Source organism: Nocardia sp. NBC_01503 (assembly GCF_036327755.1).
Taxonomy (GTDB): domain Bacteria; phylum Actinomycetota; class Actinomycetes; order Mycobacteriales; family Mycobacteriaceae; genus Nocardia.
Window position 1 is genome coordinate 2,018,686 of the sequence record NZ_CP109596.1, and the last position, 25,354, is coordinate 2,044,039.

General features: G+C 67.4%; 26 protein-coding genes. 16 read left to right on the forward strand and 10 right to left on the reverse strand.

The window, feature by feature from the left end:
• Positions 1–10 precede the first annotated feature (10 nt).
• Positions 11–2,176 carry an acyl-CoA dehydrogenase gene (locus tag OHB26_RS09040; protein WP_330183746.1) on the reverse strand — a complete coding sequence of 722 codons (2,166 nt, stop codon included), beginning with the start codon at positions 2,174–2,176 and terminating at the stop codon, positions 11–13.
• Positions 2,177–2,323: 147 nt separating this feature from the next.
• Here OHB26_RS09040 and kstR point away from each other — a divergent pair, with 147 nt between their 5' ends.
• The 5 genes from kstR (at position 2,324) to OHB26_RS09065 (ending at position 8,953) form a co-directional block, all read left to right on the forward strand.
• A complete protein-coding gene (gene kstR, locus OHB26_RS09045; RefSeq protein WP_330183747.1) occupies positions 2,324–2,980 on the forward strand; it encodes a cholesterol catabolism transcriptional regulator KstR in 657 nt (218 codons plus the stop codon).
• 301 nt (positions 2,981–3,281) lie between these two features.
• Entirely contained in the window at positions 3,282–5,852 is a 2,571-nt protein-coding gene (otsB, locus tag OHB26_RS09050; protein WP_330183748.1) for a trehalose-phosphatase, read from the forward strand.
• A gap of 199 nt (positions 5,853–6,051) precedes the next feature.
• Positions 6,052–7,032: a metal ABC transporter solute-binding protein, Zn/Mn family gene (locus OHB26_RS09055; RefSeq protein ID WP_442942882.1), complete on the forward strand. Its 981-nt coding sequence runs from the start codon at positions 6,052–6,054 to the stop codon at positions 7,030–7,032.
• Between the two features lie 92 nt (positions 7,033–7,124).
• Positions 7,125–8,078 (forward strand): metal ABC transporter ATP-binding protein, encoded by a 954-nt coding sequence (locus tag OHB26_RS09060; protein WP_330183750.1) that lies wholly within the window; start codon positions 7,125–7,127, stop codon positions 8,076–8,078.
• Positions 8,075–8,953, forward strand: a complete 879-nt coding sequence (locus OHB26_RS09065) for a metal ABC transporter permease (RefSeq protein WP_330183751.1) — start codon at positions 8,075–8,077, stop codon at positions 8,951–8,953. Before OHB26_RS09060 ends, OHB26_RS09065 begins: the two co-directional genes overlap by 4 nt.
• Before the next feature lie 153 nt (positions 8,954–9,106).
• Here the strand turns inward: OHB26_RS09065 and OHB26_RS09070 are convergent, their stop codons facing one another.
• Positions 9,107–9,988, reverse strand: coding sequence for an A/G-specific adenine glycosylase (locus OHB26_RS09070; RefSeq protein WP_330183752.1), 882 nt, complete (start codon positions 9,986–9,988; stop codon positions 9,107–9,109).
• 127 nt (positions 9,989–10,115) lie between these two features.
• On the opposite strand from OHB26_RS09070, the gene OHB26_RS09075 reads away from it, so the two are divergent.
• Together OHB26_RS09075 and OHB26_RS09080 are read left to right on the forward strand one after the other, a co-directional pair.
• Positions 10,116–10,739 carry a carbonic anhydrase gene (locus OHB26_RS09075; protein ID WP_330183753.1) on the forward strand — a complete coding sequence of 208 codons (624 nt, stop codon included), beginning with the start codon at positions 10,116–10,118 and terminating at the stop codon, positions 10,737–10,739.
• 175 nt (positions 10,740–10,914) lie between these two features.
• On the forward strand, positions 10,915–11,586 hold the full coding sequence (locus OHB26_RS09080) for a hypothetical protein (RefSeq protein WP_330183754.1): 672 nt from the start codon (positions 10,915–10,917) through the stop codon (positions 11,584–11,586).
• A 105-nt stretch (positions 11,587–11,691) separates the two neighbouring features.
• Here the strand turns inward: OHB26_RS09080 and radA are convergent, their stop codons facing one another.
• Entirely contained in the window at positions 11,692–13,101 is a 1,410-nt protein-coding gene (radA, locus tag OHB26_RS09085) for a DNA repair protein RadA (RefSeq protein ID WP_330183755.1), read from the reverse strand.
• A gap of 312 nt (positions 13,102–13,413) precedes the next feature.
• Complete coding sequence (locus OHB26_RS09090; protein ID WP_330183756.1) at positions 13,414–14,064, reverse strand: hypothetical protein; 651 nt, start codon at positions 14,062–14,064, stop codon at positions 13,414–13,416.
• A 304-nt stretch (positions 14,065–14,368) separates the two neighbouring features.
• Here OHB26_RS09090 and carD point away from each other — a divergent pair, with 304 nt between their 5' ends.
• The 6 genes from carD (at position 14,369) to OHB26_RS09120 (ending at position 19,338) form a co-directional block, all read left to right on the forward strand.
• On the forward strand, positions 14,369–14,857 hold the full coding sequence (gene carD, locus OHB26_RS09095; protein ID WP_067569016.1) for an RNA polymerase-binding transcription factor CarD: 489 nt from the start codon (positions 14,369–14,371) through the stop codon (positions 14,855–14,857).
• 2 nt (positions 14,858–14,859) lie between these two features.
• Positions 14,860–15,582 (forward strand): 2-C-methyl-D-erythritol 4-phosphate cytidylyltransferase, encoded by a 723-nt coding sequence (ispD, locus tag OHB26_RS09100; protein ID WP_330183757.1) that lies wholly within the window; start codon positions 14,860–14,862, stop codon positions 15,580–15,582.
• Between the two features lie 14 nt (positions 15,583–15,596).
• Positions 15,597–16,064, forward strand: coding sequence for a 2-C-methyl-D-erythritol 2,4-cyclodiphosphate synthase (gene ispF / locus OHB26_RS09105; protein WP_330185550.1), 468 nt, complete (start codon positions 15,597–15,599; stop codon positions 16,062–16,064).
• 170 nt (positions 16,065–16,234) lie between these two features.
• Positions 16,235–17,635: a cysteine--tRNA ligase gene (gene cysS, locus OHB26_RS09110; protein WP_330183758.1), complete on the forward strand. Its 1,401-nt coding sequence runs from the start codon at positions 16,235–16,237 to the stop codon at positions 17,633–17,635.
• A gap of 264 nt (positions 17,636–17,899) precedes the next feature.
• On the forward strand, positions 17,900–18,883 hold the full coding sequence (rlmB, locus tag OHB26_RS09115) for a 23S rRNA (guanosine(2251)-2'-O)-methyltransferase RlmB (protein ID WP_330183759.1): 984 nt from the start codon (positions 17,900–17,902) through the stop codon (positions 18,881–18,883).
• 176 nt (positions 18,884–19,059) lie between these two features.
• Positions 19,060–19,338, forward strand: coding sequence for a DUF4190 domain-containing protein (locus tag OHB26_RS09120; RefSeq protein ID WP_330183760.1), 279 nt, complete (start codon positions 19,060–19,062; stop codon positions 19,336–19,338).
• A gap of 25 nt (positions 19,339–19,363) precedes the next feature.
• Here OHB26_RS09120 and OHB26_RS09125 read toward each other — a convergent pair whose 3' ends face one another.
• The 3 genes from OHB26_RS09125 to OHB26_RS09135 all read right to left on the reverse strand — a co-directional run bounded on the left by OHB26_RS09125 (position 19,364) and on the right by OHB26_RS09135 (position 22,404).
• Entirely contained in the window at positions 19,364–20,176 is an 813-nt protein-coding gene (locus OHB26_RS09125) for an enoyl-CoA hydratase/isomerase family protein (protein ID WP_330183761.1), read from the reverse strand.
• Between the two features lie 236 nt (positions 20,177–20,412).
• Positions 20,413–21,582, reverse strand: a complete 1,170-nt coding sequence (locus OHB26_RS09130; RefSeq protein WP_330183762.1) for an acyl-CoA dehydrogenase family protein — start codon at positions 21,580–21,582, stop codon at positions 20,413–20,415.
• Between the two features lie 78 nt (positions 21,583–21,660).
• Positions 21,661–22,404 (reverse strand): alpha/beta fold hydrolase, encoded by a 744-nt coding sequence (locus OHB26_RS09135; protein ID WP_330183763.1) that lies wholly within the window; start codon positions 22,402–22,404, stop codon positions 21,661–21,663.
• Between the two features lie 42 nt (positions 22,405–22,446).
• On the opposite strand from OHB26_RS09135, the gene OHB26_RS09140 reads away from it, so the two are divergent.
• The 3 genes from OHB26_RS09140 (at position 22,447) to OHB26_RS09150 (ending at position 23,964) form a co-directional block, all read left to right on the forward strand.
• Positions 22,447–22,761, forward strand: a complete 315-nt coding sequence (locus OHB26_RS09140; RefSeq protein WP_330183764.1) for an antibiotic biosynthesis monooxygenase family protein — start codon at positions 22,447–22,449, stop codon at positions 22,759–22,761.
• Between the two features lie 208 nt (positions 22,762–22,969).
• The gene (locus OHB26_RS09145; protein WP_330183765.1) at positions 22,970–23,164 is read left to right on the forward strand and encodes a CbtB domain-containing protein; all 195 of its coding nucleotides are present in this window, start codon (positions 22,970–22,972) and stop codon (positions 23,162–23,164) included.
• Positions 23,155–23,964 carry a CbtA family protein gene (locus OHB26_RS09150; RefSeq protein ID WP_330183766.1) on the forward strand — a complete coding sequence of 270 codons (810 nt, stop codon included), beginning with the start codon at positions 23,155–23,157 and terminating at the stop codon, positions 23,962–23,964. Before OHB26_RS09145 ends, OHB26_RS09150 begins: the two co-directional genes overlap by 10 nt.
• Positions 23,965–24,057: 93 nt before the next feature.
• On the opposite strand, the gene OHB26_RS09155 is transcribed toward OHB26_RS09150, so the two are convergent.
• From OHB26_RS09155 to OHB26_RS09165, 3 genes are read right to left on the reverse strand one after another with little or no spacing between them, the layout of a single operon-like run.
• Positions 24,058–24,501, reverse strand: a complete 444-nt coding sequence (locus OHB26_RS09155) for an OsmC family peroxiredoxin (RefSeq protein WP_330183767.1) — start codon at positions 24,499–24,501, stop codon at positions 24,058–24,060.
• Positions 24,502–24,556: 55 nt separating this feature from the next.
• Positions 24,557–25,003, reverse strand: a complete 447-nt coding sequence (locus OHB26_RS09160) for an SRPBCC family protein (RefSeq protein WP_330183768.1) — start codon at positions 25,001–25,003, stop codon at positions 24,557–24,559.
• 30 nt (positions 25,004–25,033) lie between these two features.
• Complete coding sequence (locus OHB26_RS09165; RefSeq protein WP_330183769.1) at positions 25,034–25,354, reverse strand: DMT family transporter; 321 nt, start codon at positions 25,352–25,354, stop codon at positions 25,034–25,036.

Genomic DNA, 25,354 nt, shown 5'->3' on the forward strand with positions numbered 1-25,354 from the left:
GAGGTGTGGGCTAACCGTGCGATTCGCGCGGCAGTCCGAGAATTCGTTCACCGGCGACGGTCAACAGAATCTGCTCAGTACCGCCCGCAATGGACAAACAGCGTGTGAGCAGGAATTCTTTCACCACATCGGTTTCCATCGCGCCCGCCGCGCCCGCCACTTCGACGGCAAATTCGGCGACCGCTTGCCGGTGTCTGACACCGACCAGTTTGCGTACGCTGCTCTGCGGACCCGGATCTCCACCGGACAGCAGTTTCTGTGCGGCACGAGCATCCAGCAAGGTTCCAGCGATCGATTCGGAGACGAGTCCTCCGAGTGTGTCCGCCACCAATTCCGCACCCGGCCCGGACTTCGGGGCGGCGGCGATCAGCGCCTCCAGCTCATCCCCGATTCCCTTGCCGCCCATGGCGACCCGTTCAGCCGACAGGGTGGAACGAGCGATCTTCCAACCGTTCTCCAGCTGCCCGACCAAGCAGTCGTCCGGGACGAAGACGTCATCGAGGAAGACCTCGTTGAACCGCGCCTCACCGGTGATCTCGACCAGCGGCCGAATATCGATGCCCGCGCTCTTCATATCGACCAGGAAGTAGCTGATGCCCTTGTGCTTGGGCGCGGCCGGATCGGTGCGCGCCAGGCAGATACCCCAGGTGGCCTTGTCCGCCAACGAGGTCCAGACCTTCTGACCGCGCAGCCGCCAACCACCCTCGACCCGCTCGGCCACCGTGCGCAGCGCGGCCAGATCGGATCCGGCCTCCGGCTCGGAGAAGAGCTGGCACCAGATGACCTCACCGGTCAGCGTCGGCAGCGCGTAGCGCTCGATCTGCTCGGGCGTACCCCACTGCAGCAGAGTCGGAATCGCCCAGTTGGCGATCGCGAGCTCGGGCAGCGTGATTCCGGCCTTACGGATCTGGTCATCGATCCAGGTGCGCTGGATCGGACCCGCGCCCCGGCCGTACGGCTTGGGCCAGTGCGAGGCCAGCAACCCGGAGGCGGCCAGCGCGTCACGCTGTTCGGCATCGGACAGGGCGGCGATCTTGGTCAACTCGGCGGCCAGCACCGCCGCCTCGGCGGCGTCCAAACCGACGGCGTCCCAATTGGGTTCGCCCTCGGCGCCGCCGGAAGCGGCCCCCAGATCCAAGCCCACCGTGCGGCGCGCACCCTGCAGGGTCAATTCGGTGACCCGGGCACGCCAGCGCGCGGAACCACCCAGCAACTGCCGCATGGAGCTCGCCCGGCGCAAATACAGATGCGCGTCGTGCTCCCAGGTGAAACCGATTCCACCCAGGACCTGAATGCAATCCTTGGCGTTCTCCACCGCGGCGTCCAGGGCAATGGACAGCGCGACCGCCGCGGCGAGCGGAAGTTCACCGGACTCGGCATCGACGGCGGCGGCGGCGTCGGCGGCCACCGCGCGAATCTGTTCGGCCCGGCACAGCATCCACGCGCAAATATGTTTCACCGCTTGGAATTCGCCGATCTTGCGCCCGAATTGTTCACGCACCTTGGCGTATTCGGTCGCGGTCTCCAAACACCAGCCGGCAATACCGGCGGCCTCGGCGGCAATCAGCGTGGCGGCGATATCGAGGACCGAAAGCTTCGGCTCGAACAGGCGGTCGGCCGCGACAGCAACATCCGCGCATACGACCCGGGCGAGCGGAACGGTGTGATCCATGGCGGGCAGCGGCTCCACCCGCAAGCCCTCGGCATCGGCGTCGACGAGAGCCAACAGGTGGCGCTCACCGTCGCGCACCGGCAGCAGCAGCGCGGTGCCGGGGGCAGCCCCGAGTACCGCGTCCCACTCACCGGACAGGCGGGTACCGGATTCGTCGGATGAGATTGCGATTTCGCCCTCGAGCGCGATACCGCACGGCGTATTCTCGTCGAGCATCTCCCCGGCAACGAGGCCGGCAAGTGCCGTCGAGAGCACCGGACCGCCCACGAGATCATGCGCCGCCTGCTCCACCAGGACAGCGAGATCTCCGACGGAACAACCCGCTCCACCGGCCTCTTCCGGTACCGCGACCCGGAATATTCCGAGATCGGCCAGGCGCGACCAGTATTCGCGCCAGAAATCCGACCCACCGGAACGCATTGTTGCAATTGGGCGCACCGCTGCCGCCCATCCACGCATGGACTCCTGGACGGCTTTATGCTCGTCAGTGGTGGCTATGGTCACACTCCATACCGCCTTTCCGGGGTGACTTCCACTCCTAGAACATGTTCTAATGTTCGAGCCGGGCGTAAGTCAAGCGCCGCCCAAACGCGGTACGAACTCGTAGCCGGGATGAATCGAACGATTCGTGCAGGAAAGGACTTTCAACCGATGGCCAGTCCCTCCCGATCGCAGTCCGCCGATGGGGTCGCCCCGCCCACCGGCGCCGGGCGCACCGCACCCGTGACGACCCTCAGCGAGGAGGACCTGAGCTCGGCAGCACAGCGCGACCGGCGCAAACGCATCCTCGACGCGACCCTGGCGCTGGCCTCCAAGGGCGGCTACGACGCGGTGCAGATGCGCGCGGTCGCCGAGCGCGCCGATGTCGCCGTCGGCACCCTGTACCGGTACTTCCCGTCCAAGGTGCACCTGCTGGTCTCGGCCCTGGCCCGCGAATTCGAACAGCTCGAAGGCCGTCGCAAACCGCTCCCCGGTGGTGAACCCCGCGAGCGCATGCACCTGATGCTCACCCAGATCACCCGCGCCATGCAGCGCGATCCGCTGCTCACCGAGGCCATGACGCGAGCGTTCATGTTCGCCGACGCCTCCGCCGCCGCCGAGGTCGATCGGGTCGGCAAGGTGATGGACCGCTTCTTCGCCCGCGCACTCTCGGACGAGACGCCCGATGAGCGCCAGCTCGCCATCGCCCGCGTCATCAGCGATGTGTGGCTGTCGAATCTGGTTGCGTGGCTGACCCGTCGGGCCTCGGCCACCGATGTCACCGAACGCCTGGAGCTGACCGTCGATCTGCTCATCGGCGACAAGTGAGGTTTCTCAACGTTTAGCGTCGCGTACGGGACCCGTGCGCGGCGAACGCAATCCGGGCTTTCGCACTGATGCACAAGGGCCGGTCGTCTCCTCGAGACGATCCGGCCCTTTTTCTTTCAACCACAACAGCACAGGTCACACCGCCCGAAGTCGCTCTGCGCGAGCGGAAATCAGACATATGGTGAACGACGCGCAAGTGTCTTGTAAACGCTATGTATCACCGTCAGAACGAGCGGGCAATCATCACCCAGTAGAGTCACGCACGCCCTGAAAAATCTCCTCCGATCACTAGGTTGGATGCGTGAGCGCACAGGATTTGCCACTGGAACTTCGCCGTGCGTTGGCGGCTGTCGCCCGAGTGCCACGGCTGCTGGTCGCTTCGGACTATGACGGGACTATCGCGCCCATCGTTTCCGACCCCGCGAAGGCCTATCCCCATCGGGAGTCCGTGAGCGCCTTACGCGCGCTCTCCGGACTCACCGCCACCACCGCCGCAGTGATCTCGGGGCGAGCCCTGCGTGATCTCGCGGCCCTGTCCCGGCTGCCCGTCGAGGTGCAGTTGATCGGAAGTCACGGTTCGGAATTCGATGTCGGCTTCGTGCACGCCATCGACAACGACGCCAAACAGCTACTGCGGGAAGTGCAGTCGACCCTGAGCCAGATCGCGCAGGACAACCCCGGCGCGACCGTCGAGGTCAAACCGGCCAGCGTGGCACTGCACGTCCGCAATGCCAGCCCCGAAATCGGCCGTCGCGCAGTGGTTCAGGTCCGCCAGGGCCCGGCCAGCTGGGTCGGCGTGCAGACCACCGAGGGCAAGGAAGTCATCGAACTCGCGGTCGTCGAGACCGATAAGGGCGCTGCCCTGGATATCGTCCGCCATCAGCAGGGCGCTTCCGCCGCGGTCTTCATCGGTGATGACGTCACCGATGAGAAGGCCTTCAAACGCCTGTCCGGACCGGACGTCGGCATCAAGGTCGGCGACGGCGAAAGCCTCGCCAAATACCGGGTATCCAGCACCGAGGACGTCTCCAAGGCCCTCGCCTTCCTGCTCGAGGAGCGGCGCACCTGGCTGGCAGGAGCCTCCGCCCCTCGAATCGAACGGCTGACCATGCTGGCCAGCCCGCGCTCCAAAGCCCTCGTCACCCCGGACGGCACCATCACCTGGTTGTGCCATCCCGAACCCGATTCGGCGGCGGTCTTCGCACACCTGCTCGGCGGACCGGGCGCGGGCCACTTCACCATTCAGCCCGAACGCGCCGGACTGCCGCTGTCGCAGCGCTATGTCGACGGCACCATGACCGTCGAAACCCGTTGGGCCAGTTTGTCGGTGGTGGACTACCTGCCGCACGATGTGGTGCCGGAGCGGACCGATCTCACCCGCGTCATCACCGGCGACGCCAAGGCGGTCATCACCTTCGCACCGCGTCCGGAGTTCGGACAGGTGCCGGTGCGCATCGTGCGCGACAGCGCCGGACTGCGCGTACAGGGCACCAACGATCCACTCGTGCTGCGCTCCCCGGGCGTGGAGTGGGTCATCATCGACGAGGGCAACCATCACACCGCCCGCGCCGTGGTCGATCCCCGACAGGGCCCGATCGTCCTCGAAATGCGCTGCGGCACCTCCGATCTCGCACCCTGCATGACCCCCGAGGCGGACCGGCGGCGCGAAGCCGAACGGTACTGGGCGGATTGGGCCGCGACCCTGGAGCTGCCCCCGCTCAAGCCGGATCTCATGAAGCGCTCCGCGCTCACCCTGCGCGGACTCGTGCACGCCCCCTCCGGATCGATTCTGGCGGCGGCCACCACCTCGCTGCCCGAGGACATCGGCGGCGTGCGCAACTGGGATTACCGGTACTGCTGGCTGCGCGACGCCTCACTCACCGCGTCGGCGCTGGTATCGCTCGGTTCGGTCGGCGAGGCCGAGGAGCTGCTCTCCTGGGTGCACCGGGTGCTGGAGACCCTGCCCGGACCCGAGCGACTGCACCCGCTGTACACCCTCTACGGCGAAACCCTCCCGCCCGAGGCCGTCATCGACCAGCTGCCCGGCTATGCCGGATCGCGGCCGGTGCGTGTCGGCAACGCGGCGAATATGCAGGTGCAGCTCGACGTCTTCGGCCCCATCGTCGATCTCATCTCACAGCTCGCGCACGCCCGTGAGCGCAAGGGCATCAACGATCCGAAGAAGGCACTGCCGGACGCGGATTGGGAGCTCGTACACGCCATGGTCTCGGCCGTACAGCGGCGCTGGCGTGAACCCGACCACGGCATCTGGGAGATCCGCGGCAACCCGCGGCACCATGTGTACTCCAAGGTCATGGGCTGGCTCACCGCGGATCGGGCGATCACCCTCGCCCGCCAGTTCGACCGGACCGTCGACCCCGAGTGGGAGAAGCTGCGCGACACCATCGCCACCGAGGTCAAGGTCGAGGGCTGGAGCGAAGAGGTCCAGTCCTACACCGCCGCCTACGAGGGCACCGACCTCGACGCCGCCACCCTGCACATCGGGCTGAGCGGTCTCATCGACCCGTCGGATCCGCGCTTCGCCGCCACTGTCGTGGCGACCGAGGCCGAATTGCGCAGTGGCTCAACGGTGTACCGCTACCACCACGACGACGGCCTGCCCGGCGGCGAGGGTGGGTTCCACCTCTGCGCGGCCTGGCTGGTCGAGGCGTATCTGCTCATCGGCAAGCGCGAGGACGCCGAGGCGCTCTTCGCTCAGCTCGTCGATGTGGCGGGCCCGACCGGTCTGCTGTCCGAGGAGTACGACCCGGTGGCCGAACGTTCACTCGGCAACCACCCGCAGGCCTACAGCCACCTCGGCCTGCTCCGCTGCGCCCAGCTGCTGAGCCAGCCGGTAGCGGCACTGACGTAGAGCTCGAGTAAAGCAATATTCGGCCCCCGCGAACTGAGTTCGCGGGGGCCGAGTGCTTTGGGGAGGACGGAACCCACGCGGGGGCTGGGCCCCTCTCCCAACCTCCGATCGGGGGCGCGCGGGGGCGCAGGTCCCACGTGTCCCCCACCACACCGACCGGTCTGGGTTGGGCCGCGGCGATCCCTTGCGCTACCTTTTAATGGCAATCGTTTTCGTTTCTGTTAAGAGTGTTTCAGGAGTACCCCGCGTGACCAGAAGCTTTGCCAAGGGATTCGCCGTGCTCGCCGCGGGACTAGCCACCGTGGCCACCCTGAGCGCCTGCGGATCCTCGAAGTCCAATTCCGAACTGACCATCCTGGCCTCCACCAATGTCTGGGGCGATATCGCCAAATCGGTCGCGGGCCCCGACGCCAAGGTCGAATCCCTGATCAGCGATCCGGCGACCGATCCGCACTCGTACGAGGTCACCGCCGTCCAGGCCGCGCAGATCAGCGATGCCGACCTCATCGTCTACAACGGCGGCGGCTACGACGAATTCATCGACAAGGCCATCTCCGGCAAGAACAAGCACACCGTGAACGCGGTCGATATCGCCGGCGAGGACGCGCACGCCGACACCCCGGCCACCACCGCGACCGGCCACGGACACGACCACTCCGGCGGTAACGAACACGTCTGGTACGACGCGCATATCGTCGGCCATGTCGCCGAGCACATCGCCGAATCCCTCGGCGCCATCGATCCGGACCACAAGCAGGGCTACGCCGATCGCGCGGCCGCCTTCACCGCCCAGCTGAGCGGTATCGAGGCCATCACCGCCAAGATCGCCGCGGAGCACCCTAACCAGCCGGTCGTGCAGACCGAACCGCTGGCCTACTACATGCTGCTGGATGCCAAGGCCGACGACCGCACCCCGCACTCCTTCCAGGAGGCGATCGAACAGGGCACCGACCCATCCCCCGCCGATGTGGCGGCGGTCCGAGATCTGCTCTCCGGCAAGCAGGTTCGAGCCCTGGTCTACAACATCCAGACCGAGGACAAGACCACCAAGGATATGAAGGCCATCGCCCAATCCGCCGGTATCGCCGTCGTCGAGATCACCGAAACCCTGCCCCGGGGCCTGGATTACGTGCAGTGGATGACCCGCAACGCCCAATCCCTGGCCACCGCGCTCGCCTAGGCCCCGCCATGCCCGCCACCACAGCACCGACCACCCCCGTAGCGCAGCCCGCGCTCGGGGGTTCTCCCACCTCCGCAGCCGGGAGCAGCACCATGAATACCGAATCCGCACTCGAAACCTGCCCCACCGCACCGGAATCCGGCTGCCCGGTGACCGGCGGCGCGCCTTCCGGCGCATCCACACCGGCCCCGCGCGCCAGCACTCCCGCCGTGCGACTGACGAATGCGCGACTGGCCTACGGTGACCGAACCCTGTGGCGCGGACTGGATCTGGAGGTCGCGCCCGGCGAGTTCATCGCGGTGCTCGGCCCCAACGGATCGGGCAAAACCTCGCTGCTGAAGATGCTGCTGGGCCAGGTCGGCTTATCCGAGGGCACCGCCGAGATCGCGGGTGCGCCTGCGCGCCTGGGCAATTCGGATATCGGATACGTTCCGCAGCAGAAGACCATGGACGCGGGCGCGCAATTGCGCGGCGTCGACCTGGTCGGGCTGGGCGTGGACGGACACCGCTGGGGCCTCGGCTTCCGCGGCCGCAAGGAACGCAAACGCAAAGTGGCCCAGGCGATCGCGGATGTGGGCGCGCAGAAGTACGCCTACGCCCCCATCGACGCCCTCTCCGGCGGCGAACAGCAGCGACTACGCGTGGCCCAGGCCCTGGCGGGCGATCCGCGCGTCCTGCTCTGCGACGAACCGCTGCTCTCCCTGGACCTGGCCAATCAGCGCCTGGTCTCCGAACTCATCGACAAGCGCCGCCGCACCCACGACACCGCGGTGCTCTTCGTGACCCACGAGATCAATCCCATTCTCCCGCTGGTGGATCGGGTCCTCTACCTGGTCGACGGCAAATTTCGGATCGGCACCCCCGACGAGGTCATGACCTCCGAAGTCCTCTCCGAGCTGTACCGCACCGAGGTCGATGTGCTGCGCGTGCGCGGCCGTCTGGTGGTCGTCGGCACCGGCGATGTCATGGACGCTCTCGGCGAAGCGGGTGGCCACTGCCACGGCAGCAGCGACGGTCACGGCAAGACGGACGGGGTGCCCGCATGATCGACAAACTCTCCGGCGTCTTCTCCGAGATGTTCGACTTCTCCACCACCGCGCACCTGCTCGGCTACGACTTCGTACAGCAGGCGGTGCTGGCGGCGGCGCTGCTCGGACTGCTCGCGGGCGCGATCGGGCCGCTGATCATCAGCCGGCAGATGTCCTTCGCCGTGCACGGCACCAGCGAGCTTTCCCTGACCGGTGCGGCCGCGGCGCTACTCGCCGGGGTAGGCGTCGGGTTCGGCGCCATTGCCGGATCGGTCGTCGCGGCGGTGCTCTTCGGCGTGCTGGGTTCACGTGCCCGCGAACGGGATTCGGTGATCGCGGTGGTGCTCTCGTTCGGCCTCGGCCTGTCGGTTTTGTTCCTGTGGCTGGGTCCCGAGCGCGCGGGCTCGAAATTCTCACTGCTCACCGGACAGGTGGTGAGTGTCGGCTACAACGGGCTCACCCTGCTGGCCACCTGCACCGTCGGCGTACTGATCGTGCTGGCCGCGGTCTACCGGCCGCTGCTGTTCGCCAGCTCCGATCCGGAAGTCGCGGTGGCACGCGGGGTTCCGGTGCGCGCACTGTCGATCGTATTCGCCGTACTGCTGGGTATCACTGCGGCGTTCGGCGTGCAGATCGTCGGCGCGCTGCTGGTGCTCGCGCTGCTCATCACCCCGGCGGCGGCCGCCGCGCAGATCACCGCCAGCCCGGTGCGCGCCACCGTTCTCGCGATCGTCTTCGCCGAAACCGCCGCGGTGGGCGGCATTCTGCTGTCCCTGGCCCCCGGCGTGCCGGTCTCGACCTTCGTCACCGCGATCTCGTTCACCATCTACCTGGTGTGCCGGGTCATCGGCTCCCGCACCAGAACTCGTCGCCGCGAACTCGTGGTCGCCTGAGAAACGGTGGATCCCGGCCGAAAGCATGCCGGGGCGACGGGGATTTCTGCCGCGCGGCGGCATGAGGAGCGCGCGATCTTCCGCATGAGGGGCGGCGGATCGCGCTGTGCCGCAACTGTTCCCGGGCACACTGTCCCGGGAACGGTTGCGCGCCTACTCCGACGCGTCGCCTTCGCCCGCGAGGGCGAACAGACCGTCGGCGGTCTGCTCGATCAAACCGTCGATCAGGAGTGAATCCAGCGCACGATCGCGCTGGCCGATATCGCGAGTCCAGGCCATATCCAAGCGGATTCGTTCCACCGGACCGCTCGCGTCGCGCAGCACATCGAGCAGGCGGCCGCGGGCCTGTCGGTCGGTGCCCTCGTATTTCTGGGTGCGGCGCACCACCTCCGATACGGGGCGGCCCGCCGTGACCCACGCGCAGGTGGGCAGCGGGCAGTTGGCGCAATCGGGGGTGCGGGCCGTACACACCGTCGCGCCGAGCTCCATGAGAGCGGCGGAGAAGACCGCCGCGCGATCCACCCGCGCCGGGAGCAGCGCCTCGGTTTCGCCGAGATCACGCGCGGCCGGATTGCCCGCCTCGGCGCGGCCGTGCACGGCACGCGCCACCACCCGCCGGACATTGGTGTCCACCACGGGAACTCGCTGACCGTAGGCGAAACAGGCCACCGCACGTGCGGTGTAATCGCCGATTCCAGGCAGGCCCAGCAGTACCTCCACCTCGGTGGGCACCTCGTCACCGTGCTGTTCGGCGAGTACTCGGGCGCACTCGTGCAGGCGCAGCGCCCGGCGCGGATAGCCGAGTTTGCCCCAGGCGCGCAGCACCTCGCCCTGCGGTGCGGCGGCCATGGCCGAGGGCACCGGCCAGCGCGCCACCCACTCCCGCCAGATCGGCTCGACCCGCACCACCGGCGTCTGCTGCAGCATGATCTCGCTCATCAGAATCTGCCAGGCGGTCACACCGGAGCGGCGCCACGGCAGATCCCGGGCGGTCTCCCGGTACCAGTCGATCAGAATGTCGCTGTCCACTGTCATTGCACGCCCACAGTCATTCGATCCCTCACCAGCTCACCATTTCCGCGGCCGCCCCGCCAGCGGCCGGTTGCCGGACCGTAACGTCCCGGACTCGCCAGTAACCGCTGTCGTATGGAGAATGAGACACATGCCGCAAACCAACCCGATCAGTGCCTGGAAGGCCCTCCGCGAAGGCAATGAACGCTTCGTCAACGGCACGTTGCAGCATCCTAGCCAGGGAGCCATCGATCGAGCCAAGCTAGTCAGCGGTCAGCAACCCGGCGCGATCCTGTTCGGCTGCGGCGACTCCCGCGTGGCCGCCGAGATCATTTTCGACCAGGGCCTCGGCGATATGTTCGTCGTTCGAACCGCCGGTCACGTCGTGGACTCCTCGGTGCTGGGCTCCATCGAATACGGCGTGGAGGTGCTGCACGTCCCGCTCATCGTCGTACTCGGCCACGACAGCTGCGGTGCGGTGCGCGCCACTATCGACGCCCTGGACCACGGCAATGTGCCGGGCGGATTCATTCGCAGTGTGGTCGAGCGCGTCACGCCCTCCATTCTCATCGGCCGCCGCGAGGGGCTGAACGAGGTCGACGAGCTGGAAGCCCGGCACGTCGAGGAGACCGCCCGCCTGCTCATGCAGCGCTCGATGATCATCTCCCAGCGCGTGGCGACCGGTGAATGCGCCATCGCCTGTGTCACCTACAACCTCGCCGAGGGCCAGATCAAGCTGCACCGCGTGATCGGCAATATCGGCGAAGTCGTCTAGCCGCACCACGTCGAGATCCCTTGTGCCCGCTGTGGATACAGCGGGCACATCTGTTCCCGAGCAAGCTGGTCGGTCGCCCGGGCGGCGAAATGTACCTGGCACATAGGCTCTTTCACCACCGACACGCCGAGACCCTGCGGCGGACACACCCGACGGTGCCCTTACCGTTGTCACCGTGCTGGAACCGAATGGACCACTGCCGCCGGAAATCTACTGGCGCCGTCGCCTGGTCGCGATCGGCGCGATCGCGGTCGCCCTGCTACTGGTGCTCTGGGTGGCCTTCGCGCTACTGCGCAGCGGCGGTGGCGAGGAGAAGAAGGCCGATGCCAAGGCACCCACCTCCGCCCCGGGCGCGACCAACAAACCCGCCGGGAGCTCCTCGGGCGCCCCCGATTCGGGTTCGGCCAAACCGTCGGCCCCGGTCGGCGGCAACGCGGCGCCGGTCGCGGGCGCTGCCCAGTGCTCGGATCAATCACTGGCCGTGAAGGTGAATGTCGGACAGCCCACCTACAAGACCGGTGAACAGCCGATCTTCGGCATTGTCATCACCAATATCTCCAGCTCGGCGTGCGAACGTGATATGGGTTCGGGGCTGCAACTGGTCTCGGTGCAATCGTTGGACGGTCAGCGCCGGCTCTGGGCCAGCACCGACTGCTACCCGGACGGTACGTCCGATATGCGCACCCTCATGCCCGGTCAGCAGGCGGCCTTCACCGTCACCTGGTCCGGGGCCACCTCCCAGCCCGGCTGCGCCGGCGAGCGCGTCCCCGTGCCGGCGGGCCCCTACACCGTTGTGGCCCAACTGGGTTCGGTGCGCAGCGCACCGGAACCCTTCAATATCGCCTGACCGGGCGCCCGAAGATCACCTGACAGCGCACTCGCCCAACGTTTTTCAGCACGAAGGCCGGACCCGGCGGGTCCGGCCTTCGCCGTTGGCGCGGGAGGACTCTCGTCAGTCCTCGTCGGCCCCCGCCTTCGCCCGCGCGCGCCGCGGATGCCGGAGTCCGCTGGCGGCAAGGGCCGCACTGAGATCCGCGACCTCGTGCACCTTCATGCTGCGCCCCGCCCGATCCACACCGACCGGAACCAGCGCCTCGGTGAAACCCAACCGCTCGGCCTCGGCCAGGCGGCGGGTCAACCCGGTCACCTGGCGAACCTCACCCGCGAGCCCCACCTCACCGAGCACCACCATGCCCGGCCGTAGCGCGTGGTCCTGACTCGCGCTCGCGATGGCAAGGGCGACAGCCAGATCCGCTGCGGGCTCGGTGAGCCGCATACCGCCTACGGTCGCGGCGTAGACGTCCTGCTTACCCACATAGACCCCACAGCGGCTCTGCAGGACAGCCAGGACCATGGAAACGCGGTTGTAGTCCAGCCCGCTCACCGCGCGCCGCGGTGCGGGCACCTGGGTATCGACGGTGAGCCCCTGCACCTCACCCAGCATCGGCCGCTTACCGTCCATGGCGACCGTGACCGCGGTGCCCGGCACGGCCGCGCCCCGGTGATGCAGGAACAGCCCGGAAGGATCGTCCACACAGGCGATTCCGGCCTCGCGCATCTCGAAGCAGCCCACCTCGTCGGTGCTGCCGAACCGGTTCTTGACCCCGCGCACCATGCGCAGTGTCGAATGCTTGTCCCCCTCGAACTGCAGCACCACATCCACCAGATGTTCGAGGGTGCGCGGACCCGCCACCGAACCGTCCTTGGTGACATGTCCGACCAGCAGCACCGCGATACCGGTCGCCTTGGCCAGTGAGGTGAGCGCCGCCGTCACCGAGCGCACCTGGGTGACACCGCCGATCACCCCGTCCACATCCGCGGCCAGCATGGTCTGCACCGAATCGACCACCAGCAGCGTCGGCCGCACCTGTTCGACATGCCCGAGAATCGTGGCCAGATCGGATTCGGCCGCCAGATACACCTTCTCGTGCACCGCGCCCGTGCGATCGGCCCGCAAGCGCACCTGCCCCGCCGACTCCTCCGCGGTCACGTACAGCGCGATCTCATCGCGCGCCCGCGCCCACCGATGCGACACCTCGAGCAGCAGCGTCGACTTCCCGACCCCCGGCTCCCCGGAGAGCAGCACCACCGATCCGGGCACGATGCCTCCGCCCAGCACCCGGTCCAACTCCGACACACCCGTGGTGCGCGCGAAGGTGGTCTTGGAGTCGATATTCGAAATAGGTGTGGCCGCCGTACTCGGCAGCATGGCTCGCCGACCCGCGGCCCCCGCCCCCGTGGCCGCGGCGGCCGCCACCTCCTCGACCGTGCCCCACGCCTCGCACGCCGGACACCGCCCCACCCATTTGGCGACCTCATTCGCGCAATCAGCGCACCGATACAGCGATTTCACCTTGGCCACGCGCGCAGCCTAATAACCGCCCCCGACAGAAACCCGCAGCGTGTGCGGCGGGCCATCGGCGCGCATTCCGACACGCCCGGCAAACCCGCACTCGGGATATTTCCCCCCGAAAAACAACCGCACCCGCCTCGAATATCCGAAGCGGGTGCGGTGCAAGCGAATTGCGTTCACGCCCGACAACTTCCGCCCAATGTCGCGGCCCGCCCCCGGTTCTGGACTGACCGGAGCGGGAAGCGAAGCGGAGGAGCGGAGGGAGGGAAGAACCGGGGTTACAGGGCCGCGACCCGCCGTAGCGGAGCGGAGGCCGACAACTCAGTGGCCGGACTTGGTCTCGGACTTGGCGGGCTCGGGGCGGGGGTTGTTCGAACCGGCGTCGACCGGAACGTTCACCACGACGGTGCCCGCCTCCTTGAAGATGAAGGTGACCGGGTAGGTCAGGCCGGGGGTGACGTCCTTGGTCAGCCCGGTGACCTCGACCAGCAGCGGCTTCTGGTTCGGGTCCGAGGTCTTGTCGCTCGCGGCCTCGGTGCCGTGCTCGGCGGGCGCGGTGGTGGTGGCACCGTGCTCGTCCTTGGCGGCGGTGGACAGGTCCGAGACCAGGGTCGCCTGCGCCTTGATCTCGGCCTTGCCGTTGATCTTCACCTGACCCAGGTCGGTGGTGATGCTCACCAGCTCGTCCGGGGTGGCCTCGCCGAGGTTGGCGGCGCTGAACGCGAGAACGGCCTTACCGCCCTTGGCGTTGTCGTACTGCTCGGTCTGCGGCAGCAGGAACCGGACGTCGCGCAGGGCGACCTTGCCGACGTTGGCGGAGTTGCCATTCACGGCCGCCACCTGGTGTGCGGTCTGCGAGATCTGACCGGCGCCGCAACCCGTCAACGCGAGCACCGCGCCCGCAGCGAGTGCAGCAACCGTCATGGCACGCCTGCGCGTCTTGGACGCGGTGGTGGCTTTCAGGGCAGTCACGGGTTGTTCCTCCATGTCGACCGGTCTCACTCCACTATGCAGAGTAGTAGTCAAGAAGAGTAATGCGTTGCTTCCCACGCCTCTCGAGGGGGCGGCTATACGGAAAGTCGCGTATGCGGAGAAGGCTCGCGCATAAGTCTCCGAACGCAACTGCGCGGTATCCCGTTATGCCACAACAAGATGCACACACTTCGGCGGTTGTCAACCCCCACCGCTGGCTCGTTGTGGCCCTGACCTGCGCCGTTGATCGCGCCGTTACCGAGTCGCATGTTAAACTGTGAACATCGAAAGGGGCACGGGACACATGATTTTTAAGGTCGGAGACACCGTCGTTTACCCCCACCACGGAGCGGCGCTGATCGAAGCAATCGAAACCCGCACCATCAAGGGTGTACAAAAGGAGTATCTGGTCCTGAAGGTCGCTCAAGGCGACCTGACCGTTCGGGTTCCCGCAGAGAACGCAGAGTATGTCGGCGTCCGCGACGTCGTCGGCCAGGAGGGCCTGGACAAGGTCTTCCAGGTGCTCCGCGCACCGCACACCGAAGAGCCCACCAACTGGTCTCGCCGTTACAAGGCCAACCTCGAGAAGCTCGCCTCCGGCGATGTGAACAAGGTGGCCGAGGTCGTTCGCGACCTGTGGCGTCGGGAGCAGGACCGCGGCCTGTCCGCCGGTGAGAAGCGCATGCTGGCCAAGGCCCGGCAGATTCTCGTCGGTGAACTCGCACTCGCGGAGGGCACCGATGATGTTCGTGCCGAGACCCTGCTCGACGAGGTTCTCGCCGCGGCTTCCTGATCGTGAACGCATCACACGGTGAAAGCCGTGTTGTAGCGCTGGTTCCTGCCGCTGGCATGGGCGTGCGCCTGGGTGAGAACAGGCCCAAGGCGTTCGTTCCGGTCGGCGGCAGTCCCATGCTCGCACTCGCTGTGGCAGGTCTGATCGCCTCCGGGTCCGTCGATGAAGTTGTGGTTATGGTGCCCGCCGAACTCGTCGACGAGACCCGCGCGCTGCTGCCCGTCTCCGATACCCCGGTGCACGTCGTGCCCGGGGGCGCCGAGCGCACCGACTCCGTTCGGGCCGGGCTCGATGCCGCACCCGATGCCACCTTCGTACTGGTGCACGATGCCGCCCGCGCCCTGACTCCGCCCGCGCTGATCGCCCGCGTGGTGGCCGAGTTGCGCGCGGGCGCGCAGGCCGTGATTCCGGCACTGCCCGTCACCGACACCATCAAATCCGTGGATGTCACGGGCGCGGTGACCGGGACCCCGGACCGGGCCGAATTGCGCGCCATTCAAACTCCGCAGGGCTTCGAGGCGCGGCTGCTGCGCGCGGCCTATGCCACCGGCACCCAGGCGACCGATGACGCGGGTCTGGTCGAGTTGCTCGGCGCGACCGTGCGCACGGTGCCCGGTGACGCATTGGCTTTCAAGATCACCACGCCACTCGATCTGGTGCTCGCCAATACACTGGTGGCGCAGGGCAGTTCGAACGGAGACCGGGAGGCGGTGACAACGCGATGATCGACCCCACCGCCATGCGGGTGGGCATCGGCAGCGATGTGCACCCGATCCAGCCCGGCCGCGACTGCTGGATGGCCGGACTGCTCTTCGACGGTGACAGCGGCTGCGAAGGCCACTCCGATGGCGATGTCGCCGCGCACGCGCTGTGCGACGCGCTGCTCTCCGCCGCAGGTCTCGGCGATGTCGGCGCGATATTCGGCACCGGCCGTCCCGAATGGGAAGGCGTCTCCGGCGCGGCCATGTTGAAGGAAGTCCGGCGGCTGCTGGATGAGTCCGGATTCACAATTGTCAATGCGGCTGTACAAGTAATTGGTAATCGTCCCAAGATCGGTCCGCGCCGCGCCGAGGCACAAAAGGTACTGGGCGAAATTCTGGGCGCACCGGTTTCGGTCTCCGGCACCACGACCGACGGCCTGGGGCTCACCGGTCGCGGCGAAGGTGTGGCATCGGTCGCCACCGCACTCCTGTGTTGTCGCCTCTGACGAATTCCCCAAAGGTTCGCGGCCGTCTCGCTTCTGGACTGAGTGGAGCGGGGGAGCGAAGCGGAGGAGCGGAGGGAGGGAAGAAGCGAGACTCCCAGGCCGCGAACCTCGCGCCGCCGCAGGCGGTGCAAGAAAATACAGCCATATCTCACCAGCTAGGATGCTCTGTCGTGACTCTGCGCCTTTTCGACACCGAGACGCGGACCCTGCGTGAATTCACGCCGCTGGTCCCCGGCCACGCTTCGGTGTACCTGTGTGGCGCTACCGTGCAGGGCGAACCCCACATCGGACATGTGCGCAGTGGCGTCGCCTTCGACGTGCTGCGACGGTGGTTGTCCGCCAATGGTTTCGATGTGGCCTTCATCCGCAATGTCACCGATATCGACGACAAGATCCTGAACAAGGCCGCCGAGCACGGGCGGCCCTGGTGGGAGTGGGCGGCCACGCACGAGCGCGCCTTCGACCGCGCCTACGAGACCCTCGGCGTACTGCCGCCCTCGGCCGAGCCGCGCGCCACCGGACACATCACCCAGATGGTGCGGATGATGGAGCGGCTCATCGAGCGCGGGCACGCCTACCCGTCCGAGGGCAATGTCTACTTCGACGTCCTGAGCTTCCCGGACTACGGCAAACTCTCCGGGCACAAGCTCGACGATGTGCATCAGGGCGAGAGCGCCGGTAAGGGCAAGAAGGACGCGCGCGACTTCACGCTGTGGAAGGCCGCCAAACCGGGTGAGCCGAGCTGGCCGTCGCCGTGGGGTCCGGGACGCCCGGGCTGGCATTTGGAATGCTCCGCCATGGCCGAGTTCTATCTCGGTGCGGAATTCGATATTCATTGCGGCGGAATGGATTTGATTTTCCCGCACCATGAGAACGAAATCGCGCAGTCGCAGGCGGCCGGGGATGGATTCGCCCGCTACTGGCTGCACAACGGCTGGGTGACGCTCAGCGGCGAGAAGATGTCGAAATCGCTCGGCAATACGCTCTCCATTCCGGCGGTGCTGGAGCGGGTCGGCGTGCGCGCGGTGGAGTTGCGGTTCTATCTGGGCAGTGCGGGCTACCGGTCCATGCTGGAGTACTCCGATAAGGCGCTCTCCGAGGCCGCGGCCTCCTATCAGCGCATCGAATCGTTCGTACTGCGGGTCGGCGAGCGCGCGGGCGAGGTTCCGGTCGGCGGGTGGACACCCGGCTTCGCCGAGGCCCTCGACGACGATCTCGGAGTTCCCAAGGCGCTGGCCGAGATTCACGGCGCGGTGAACGAGGGCAACAAGGCCCTGGACGCCGACGACCTCGATACCGCTCGCACGCTCGCCGGGCAGGTACGCGGCATGCTCGGAATCCTCGGCGTCGATCCGCTCGATCCGCACTGGGCCGCACCGGCCGACTCGTCCGCGGCCATCGCGGCCCTGGATGTGCTGATCGGCGCGGAGCTGGAGCGGCGGCAACGGGCCCGGGCCGATAAGGACTGGGGAGCGGCCGATGCGGTGCGAGATCGGCTCAAGGCGGCGGGCGTTGAGGTCACCGACACCCCGCGCGGACCGGAATGGGCATTGACCAAGGACCAAAGCTGAACTCGGCCGGGATATCCGGCCGAACCGGTCTCGAACCACTCGAGGCGAATTCGACGCGGCGTACCCGCCGGGTCGAACACCTGCCCGCACGGGCAGCACAAGCACGGCCCCCGGTGACGGCATGGACGCCGCCGGGCGGCACAGATAGGGGCGCAGCCGTTCGCTGCGCCGACCGGATGCAGGTATCCCGCATGATCGACGTGGCGCGGGTTCTCCCGTGACCGGCCGACTGCGGGATATCCGCGTAATACGGAAGGCGAAGTAATGGCAGGCAATTCACAGCGACGCGGTGCGATTCGGAAGACCGGCACCAAGAAGGGGCAGGTCGTCGGCTCCGGCGGTAAGCGCCGCCGGGGACTCGAGGGCAAGGGCGCGACCCCGCCCGCTGTGGAGCGCACCAAGCATCCCGCCGCCAAGCGCGCCAAGGCCGCGGCCAAGGCGGCCTCGGCGGCGACCACGGCGCGCGGCCGCAATGCGAGCCGCCCGATCCCGGGGCGCAAGGACAACGAGGGCCCGGAGTTGGTGCTCGGCCGCAATCCGGTGGTGGAGTGCCTGCGCGCCGGGGTGCCCGCGACCGCGCTGTACGTCGCCGTCGGCACCGAGAACGACGACCGGCTCACCGAGGCCGTCAAGATCGCCGCCGATACCGGCATCTCGATTCTGGAGCTGCCGCGCACCGACCTCGACAAGATGAGCCATAACGCGATGCACCAGGGCTTGGCCCTGCAGGTGCCGCCGTACCGGTACGCGCATCCGGACGATCTGGTGGAGCGGGTGCGCGCCTCGGGCGAACCCGCCCTGCTGGTGGCGCTGGACAATATCTCCGATCCGCGCAATCTCGGTGCGGTCATCCGCTCGGTGGCGGCGTTCGGCGGGCACGGCGTGGTGATTCCGCAGCGCCGCAGTGCCAGTGTCACGGCGGTCGCGTGGCGCACCAGTGCGGGTGCGGCGGCCCGGCTGCCCGTCGCCCGTGCCACCAATCTGACTCGTACGCTGAAGGATTGGGCCAACCAGGGCTATCAGATCGTCGGCCTGGACGCGGGTGGCGATACCCATCTGGACGAATTCGACGGCAGCACACCGACGGTCATCGTCGTCGGCTCCGAGGGCAAGGGACTGTCGCGGCTGGTGCGCGAGACCTGCGACGCCATCATCAGCATTCCGATGGCGGGTCCGGTGGAGTCGCTCAACGCCTCCGTCGCGGCGGGCGTGGTGCTCGCCGATGTGGCCCGCCAGCGCCGAATCTAGGCGGAAACCGCGAGTGGGTACGAAACCCGCTGCGGGAAAATAGCATTCACGAAACGCCCCGCTCCCCGCCCGGAGCGGGGCGTTTGCGGTATTGGACCCATGACCGGGCGAAGTGACGCGGGGCAAGACCGCGCGTCCGCATGCCCCGGAGCGGGTGCTGAACGTAAAATCACGCTGTGGTGATCCCTCAGCAGCCCATCGGCGCACCTACCGAGCACGAGAATGCGACGGCGGTGTTGCTATTGGGAGCGCTCAGCGTGTTCTGCTGTGGCGCACTGGGGCCGGTGGCCTGGGCGCTCGGACGACGGGCGCTCAATGACATCGAGGCGTCCGGCGGCGCCTACGGCGGGCGCGTGCAGGTGATGGTCGGCTACGTACTGGGGATTATCGGGACCATCTTCATGGTGATCTTCGGAATCCTGTTCCTTCTCATGGCCATCAGCGGAAAGGCTTGAGCCGCAAGCTCAGTCGAGGCCAAGCTCAGTCCAGGCCGGGGCGGGGTTCGCCGCCGGTGACCGCATCCCAGGCCGGCCATTCGGTGCTGACGCTGCCGGTCCACTTGGGTGAGCGGCGGTCCTTGAGCGCGGCCACGCCCTCGCCGCCGTCGGTGCTCTTGGCCACGTAGTCGTTGAGTTCGGTCTCCAGGCGACCGACCGTCTCCGGGGTCATGGTGGGGGCCTCCCACAGCAGCCGTTTGGACAGCGCGACGGGCAGCGGGGCCGAACCGTGCGCGATATCGTGCGCCACCGCCAGCGCGGTCGGCAACACCTCGCCGGCGGGCAGACAGGAGTTGGCCACGCCGAGCGCACGAGCTTCGTCACCGTCGAAGGTGCGGCCGGTGAGCAGCAGATCGGCGGCATTGGCGCTGCCGATCAGCCGGGGCAGCGTCCAATGCGCGTACCCGTCGGCGAGCGCACCGCGGCGGACCTGGTTGAGCCCGTACACCGCATCGCGCGCCACGTACCGCAGATCGCACTGCAGCGCGATCTCCAGCCCGATCCCGACCGCATGCCCGTTCACCGCGGCGATGACCGGCTTGCGGATCCGGAACGGCGGCGGATCGATGAGCCCGTTCACCTCACCGACCTTCAACGACAGATCCGCGCCCGCGCAGAAGGCGGGCGGGGTACCCGTGATGACGACCGCGCCGATGGCGTCCTCGGTATCGCAGCGCCGCAGCGCCACCCCCAGCGCCGACGCCATCGCCGGGGTGAGCGCGTTCTGCTGAGCGGGCCGATTGAGCGTGAGTACGGCGACCCCATCGGACACGTCTACATGCAGTTCCGAGCTCATGCCCCGAAATCCTAGTGCAACCCCACCCACCCCCGCCGCCGATCAAGCCCCTCATCACCCCTCGTACCACCAGCCCCCGTCCTGCCCTTCGCAACCCCACCCCCATACGACCCCGCTCAGTCGCGGCCCGCCCCCGGTCTGGACTGAGTGGAGCGGGGGAGCGCAGCGGAGGAGCGGAGGGAGGGAAGAGCGGGGGTCACGAGGGCCGCGACCCGCCGGAGCGGAGCGGAGGCAGATCAACGCAGGATCTTGCGGCCGATGGCGTACTTGTGCACCTCGGTGGGGCCGTCGTACAACCGGAAGGCGCGCATATCGCGGAAGATCATCTCCACCACGGTCTCATCGCTGATGCCGATGCCGCCCAGGACCTGGACGCAGCGGTCGGTGACCTTGAAGAGCTCCTCGGAGACGTAGGACTTGGCGATGGAGCTCTCATGCCTGGCCTTCTCGCCCTGATCCATCAGCCAGCAGGCGTGCCAGATGGTGAGGCGGCACTGGTGCAGCGCGATCTCGTTGTCCGCCAACATGAACGAGACGCCCTGATGCTCGCCGATGGTCTTGCCGAAGGCGGTGCGGGTCTTGGCGTAGTCGATGGCGATGGACTGTGCGCGTTCGGCCGCGCCCAGCCAGCGCATGCAGTGCGTGAGACGGGCTGGGGCCAAGCGCAATTGGGCATAGCGCAGCGCCTGACCGGTCTCGCCGAGTACGGAATCCGCGGGCAGCACCAGGTTCTCGAAGTTCACCACCGCGTGGCCGCCGACGTAATTGCGGTCCATGGTGTTCATGATGCGTTCGATGACGATGCCGGGCGTATCGCCGTCGCACAGGAACAGGGTCGGGCCCGCGGGCAGGTGCGGGTTGTCGGCCAGGCGCGCCATGATGATCCAGGTCTTCGCGCCGTCCGCACCGGTGATCAGCCATTTGCGGCCGTTGATGGTGAAGTTCTCACCGTCGAAGGTGGCCTCGGTGCTCAACTGGTTCGGGTCCGAACCCGCGCCGTTCGGCTCGGTCATGGCGAAGACCGAGCGCTGCCGACCGTCGATGACCGGTTGCAGGAAGCGTTCGGTCTGCTCCTGATTCGCGACCTTGGAGAGCAGGAACATATTGCCCTCGTCGGGGGCGGCGCAGTTCATGGCGACCGGGCCGAGGGTGGACCAGCCGGCCGCCTCGTAGATGACGGCCTGCTCGATATGGCTGAGCCCGCGCCCGCCCAGGGCGACCGGGGCCTGCACGGTGAGCAGCTTCTCCGCGCGCGCCAATTCGACGAGCTCCTGGCGCAATTCGTCATTGGGGCCGTGCGCGGTCAGCCGCGGATCCCGCTCATAGGGAACGATCTTGTCGATGACGAACTGCCGCACCCGATCGCGTTCGGCGGCGAGTTCGGCGGGAATCGTGAAATCGATCATCGGTGGTCACCATTCATTCCGGGATGCGTGCGAGCCGAGCATACGACGAACCCGACCGGAGACTGAAGGCACCCGCCCTCAAACGAGGACGCGCCGCAGGAAGGACTCCACTTCGGCCCGGTAGGCGGCGGGTTGATCATCGTGCACGAGATGTCCGGCGGCGGCGATCAACACGTGCCGGGCATCGGGATGCACCGCCGCCATCTCACGCATCTGCCCCGGCGGGGTGATGGTGTACTCGCCCTCGATGACCAGGGTCGGCACGGTGATCGACCTCCATTGACTCCAGAAGTCACGAGTCCCCCACTCCTGCGAGATATCCCGGAAGGTGGCCACCGCACCGTGCAGGCGGTAGCCGTCGGGGCCGCGGGTGAAGGAGTCGAGGAAGTACCGTCCGGCCACCGGACCGAAGAACTCCAGTACCGCGGCATCATTCGGGAAGGGCTGCGGCCACGCCCCGATGACCGCGGCCCAGTGCTCGGCGGTGCGGCCCTGGAAATCCGGGGCCATATCCTCGACCACCAGCGCGCGCACCCGATCCGGATGCGCGGCGGTGAACATCCAGCCGTGCAGTCCACCCATCGAATGTCCGATCACCACCATGGGTTCGGTGATCGACTCGGTCGCCGCGGCCAGATCGGCCACGAATGCCTCGGTGGTCAATTCATCCGGCGCGGGCCGCCCGTGTCCGGCCGCGTCGAACGAGTGGACATGCCCGAACGCGCGCAACCAGTCCAACTGACTCCGCCAGGTGCGAGCACTGCCCATCAGCCCGTGCAGCAGCAGGATCGGTACGCCGGTACCGCCTTCGTCATACAACATCGTCTCGACGATACGTCCGATTCGCGTAGTACATTCGGGCGCATGGCAGTCGTCAAGATCAACGCAATCGAGGTTCCCGAGGGCGCCGGCCCCGAGCTGGAGAAGCGCTTCGCGCATCGCGCGCACGCCGTCGAGGGCTCCCCCGGTTTCCTGGGCTTCCAGCTGCTCCGCCCGGTCTCCGGTGACAATCGGTATTTCGTTGTCACGCACTGGGATTCGAACGACTCTTTCGAGGCGTGGCGGGACGGTCCGGCGCGCGAGGCGCACGCGGGCGGGGAGAACCGCAAGCCGGTCTCCACCGGTGCGTCACTGCTGGAGTTCGAGGTCGTCCTGGACGTACCGGCCAAGAACGCCTGAGGTTCGCCTGAGAATGCCTGATCAGCCCATGTGTTGACGCGGAGCCGACGGGGATGTCACAGTTCGAGGCGAAGTAAGCGACAGCGACGCGTAATCCGGTGTGAATCCGGGGCGGTCGCGCCACTGTATCCCGCCAGCGGGAGAGCCAGACACCGGCGCTGTCGTACCAACGGCTCGCGGGGACGCGGCATCCCCTAGGAGGACTCGAATGGCAATCGTCCACAACCCCACCCGGTCGAACGACGCGCTCATCGCGCTGCTCGTCTCGGCGGGCGTCGTTCTTCTGGCACTGCTCACGCTGTACCTGGTCGGCTTCGATCAGGGCGCGATCTCGCGCAGCGGCATGTACATGCACGAGCTCATGCATGACGGACGGCACCTGCTGGGCGTGCCGTGCCACTGACCGAATCACAGCCGCTGACAGGTTCACTCAAGACGCTGCTGCTGCGCGGCCTGCTCGCCGGTTTGATCGCCGGCCTGCTGGCCGCGACGGTCGGCTTCTTCGTCGGTGAACCGAAGATCAACGCGGCCATAGCGATCGAGGAATCCCAGTCCCAGGCCGCCGAGAACCATCATGACGGCGCCATGGCCGATCCGGCCCCGGCCGGGCATTCGCACGGCGACGAGGACGAGCCACTGGTCAGCCGGAACGGGCAGAAGGCCGGACAATTCCTGGCGCTGAGCCTGTTCGGCATGGCCATCGGCGCACTGCTCGCGGTCGTGGCGAATGTGGCGCGGCGGTACACCACGCTGTCGGGACCACGGTTGGCGCTCGGGTTGGCGGCCGGCGGCTGGCTGGCCATTGTCATCGTGCCGTTCTTCAAATACCCGGCCAATCCCCCGGCGGTCGGCGATCCGGACACCATCGATCAGCGCACCTGGTTGTGGGTGGCCGTGGTACTGCTCGGCTTCGCGGCGGTCGGCGCGTGCGTGTACGTGTACAAGCTGCTGCGGACTCAGCTCGGCACCGTCCGACTGATCGGATCGGTGGTGGCGTTCGTGGCCGTCGCCGGTATCGGATACATCGTGCTGCCGGGGATCAACGAGGTGACGGACGACTTCCCCGCGACCCTGCTCTGGCAATTCCGGGTGGCGTCCCTGGCCGAAACCGGCACGCTGTGGCTGGTGCTCGGACTCGGGTACGCGGCGCTCACCGAATTCGCGGCGAGCAAGACCAAATCCCTGGAAGCCGTTCTGCGGTAATATCCCCCGGGGACAAGTGCAACGAGAAAGGCAGTGCCGGTGCGATACCGGCACTGCCTTTCTCATGTCGTACGCGAAACCGTATGTCCGAGATCAGGACTCGAAGGTCGCGTCCAGCTCGATATCGTCGACGCCCGCGAGGGCCTTGGAGATCGGGCAGCCCGCCTTGGCGGCAGCGGCAGCGGTCGCGAAGCCGTCGGCGTCGATGCCCGAGGCGCGGCCGAGCACGGTCAGCTTGATCTTGGAGATGCGGAACCCACCGGCCGGGTCCGGGCTCAGGGTGACATCGGCGGTCACGTCCAGGCTCTCCGGAGTGCCACCGGCGGCGGCGATCTGGCCGGACAGCGCCATGGAGTAGCAGGAGGAGTGTGCGGCGGCGATCAGCTCTTCCGGGCTGGTGGTGCCATCGGCATTGTCGGCCGCGCGCTTGGGGAAGCTGACGTCGTACTTGCCGACACCGGAGCTGACCAGTTCGACCTGACCGGAGCCGTCTTGCAGACCACCGGTCCAGGCGGTGCGAGCGGAACGTGTAGGCATCGCTGTCCTTTCGAGAAGAGAGAGGGGCTTCGCGTCCGAACCTACCCCGTCGGTTTCAGCTCACCGCGAGGGTTCGCTGATCCCACTGCTCGAGCACCTGCGGCCAGGACCCCTCGTGTCGGTCGCGGGCGGCGGCGTTGGGGAATCCGGCATGGGTGAGCAGTAGTGCGCTGCCCGCGCCGTGCGCCGAGAGTTCCAGGGTGAGAACGGTTTCCGTGCCCTCGGTACCGCCCGAGCCGGTCACCCAGGTCAATTCGACCAGCCGGTCCGGGATCAGGCGCAGGAAGCGCCCGTAATGCGGGTGCCCGCCGCCCGCGGTGAAGAAGAACGGTTCGTTCACCGCCGGGCGTATGAGCACCGAACCGGGATCGGCGAACCAGAGCCCCAATTGCCGTGTCGCCATGCGATACAGCTCATCGGGCGAAGCGGACATAATGCGTTCCACGGCCAGGAAGAAGGGCCGCGCGGAGAGGTCGGGAGGCCGGATCGGCGCAACGTCCATGGCGGAGCACGATACCGCCCGTCGCATCGATCATTCAGGATTGGTCACCCTTGCCAGCACTATGCCGCCGATGATGAGCGACAGCGCCAGCACCCGGCCCGCCGAGAGCGGATCGCGCTGCACGATCACACCCAGCCCGATGGCGCCGACCGCGCCGATTCCGGTGAAGATCGCGTACGCGGTCCCGACCGGCAGCGTCCGCATGGCGTAGGAGAGCAGATACACCGCGATCGCCATCAGCACGAAGCAGATCAGGGTGGCCAGTGGTTTGGTGAAATTCTGTGTCGGCTTGATGGATTGGGACCACGCGATCTCGACCAGACCGGCGAGGCCGAGCACGAGCCAGTTCAT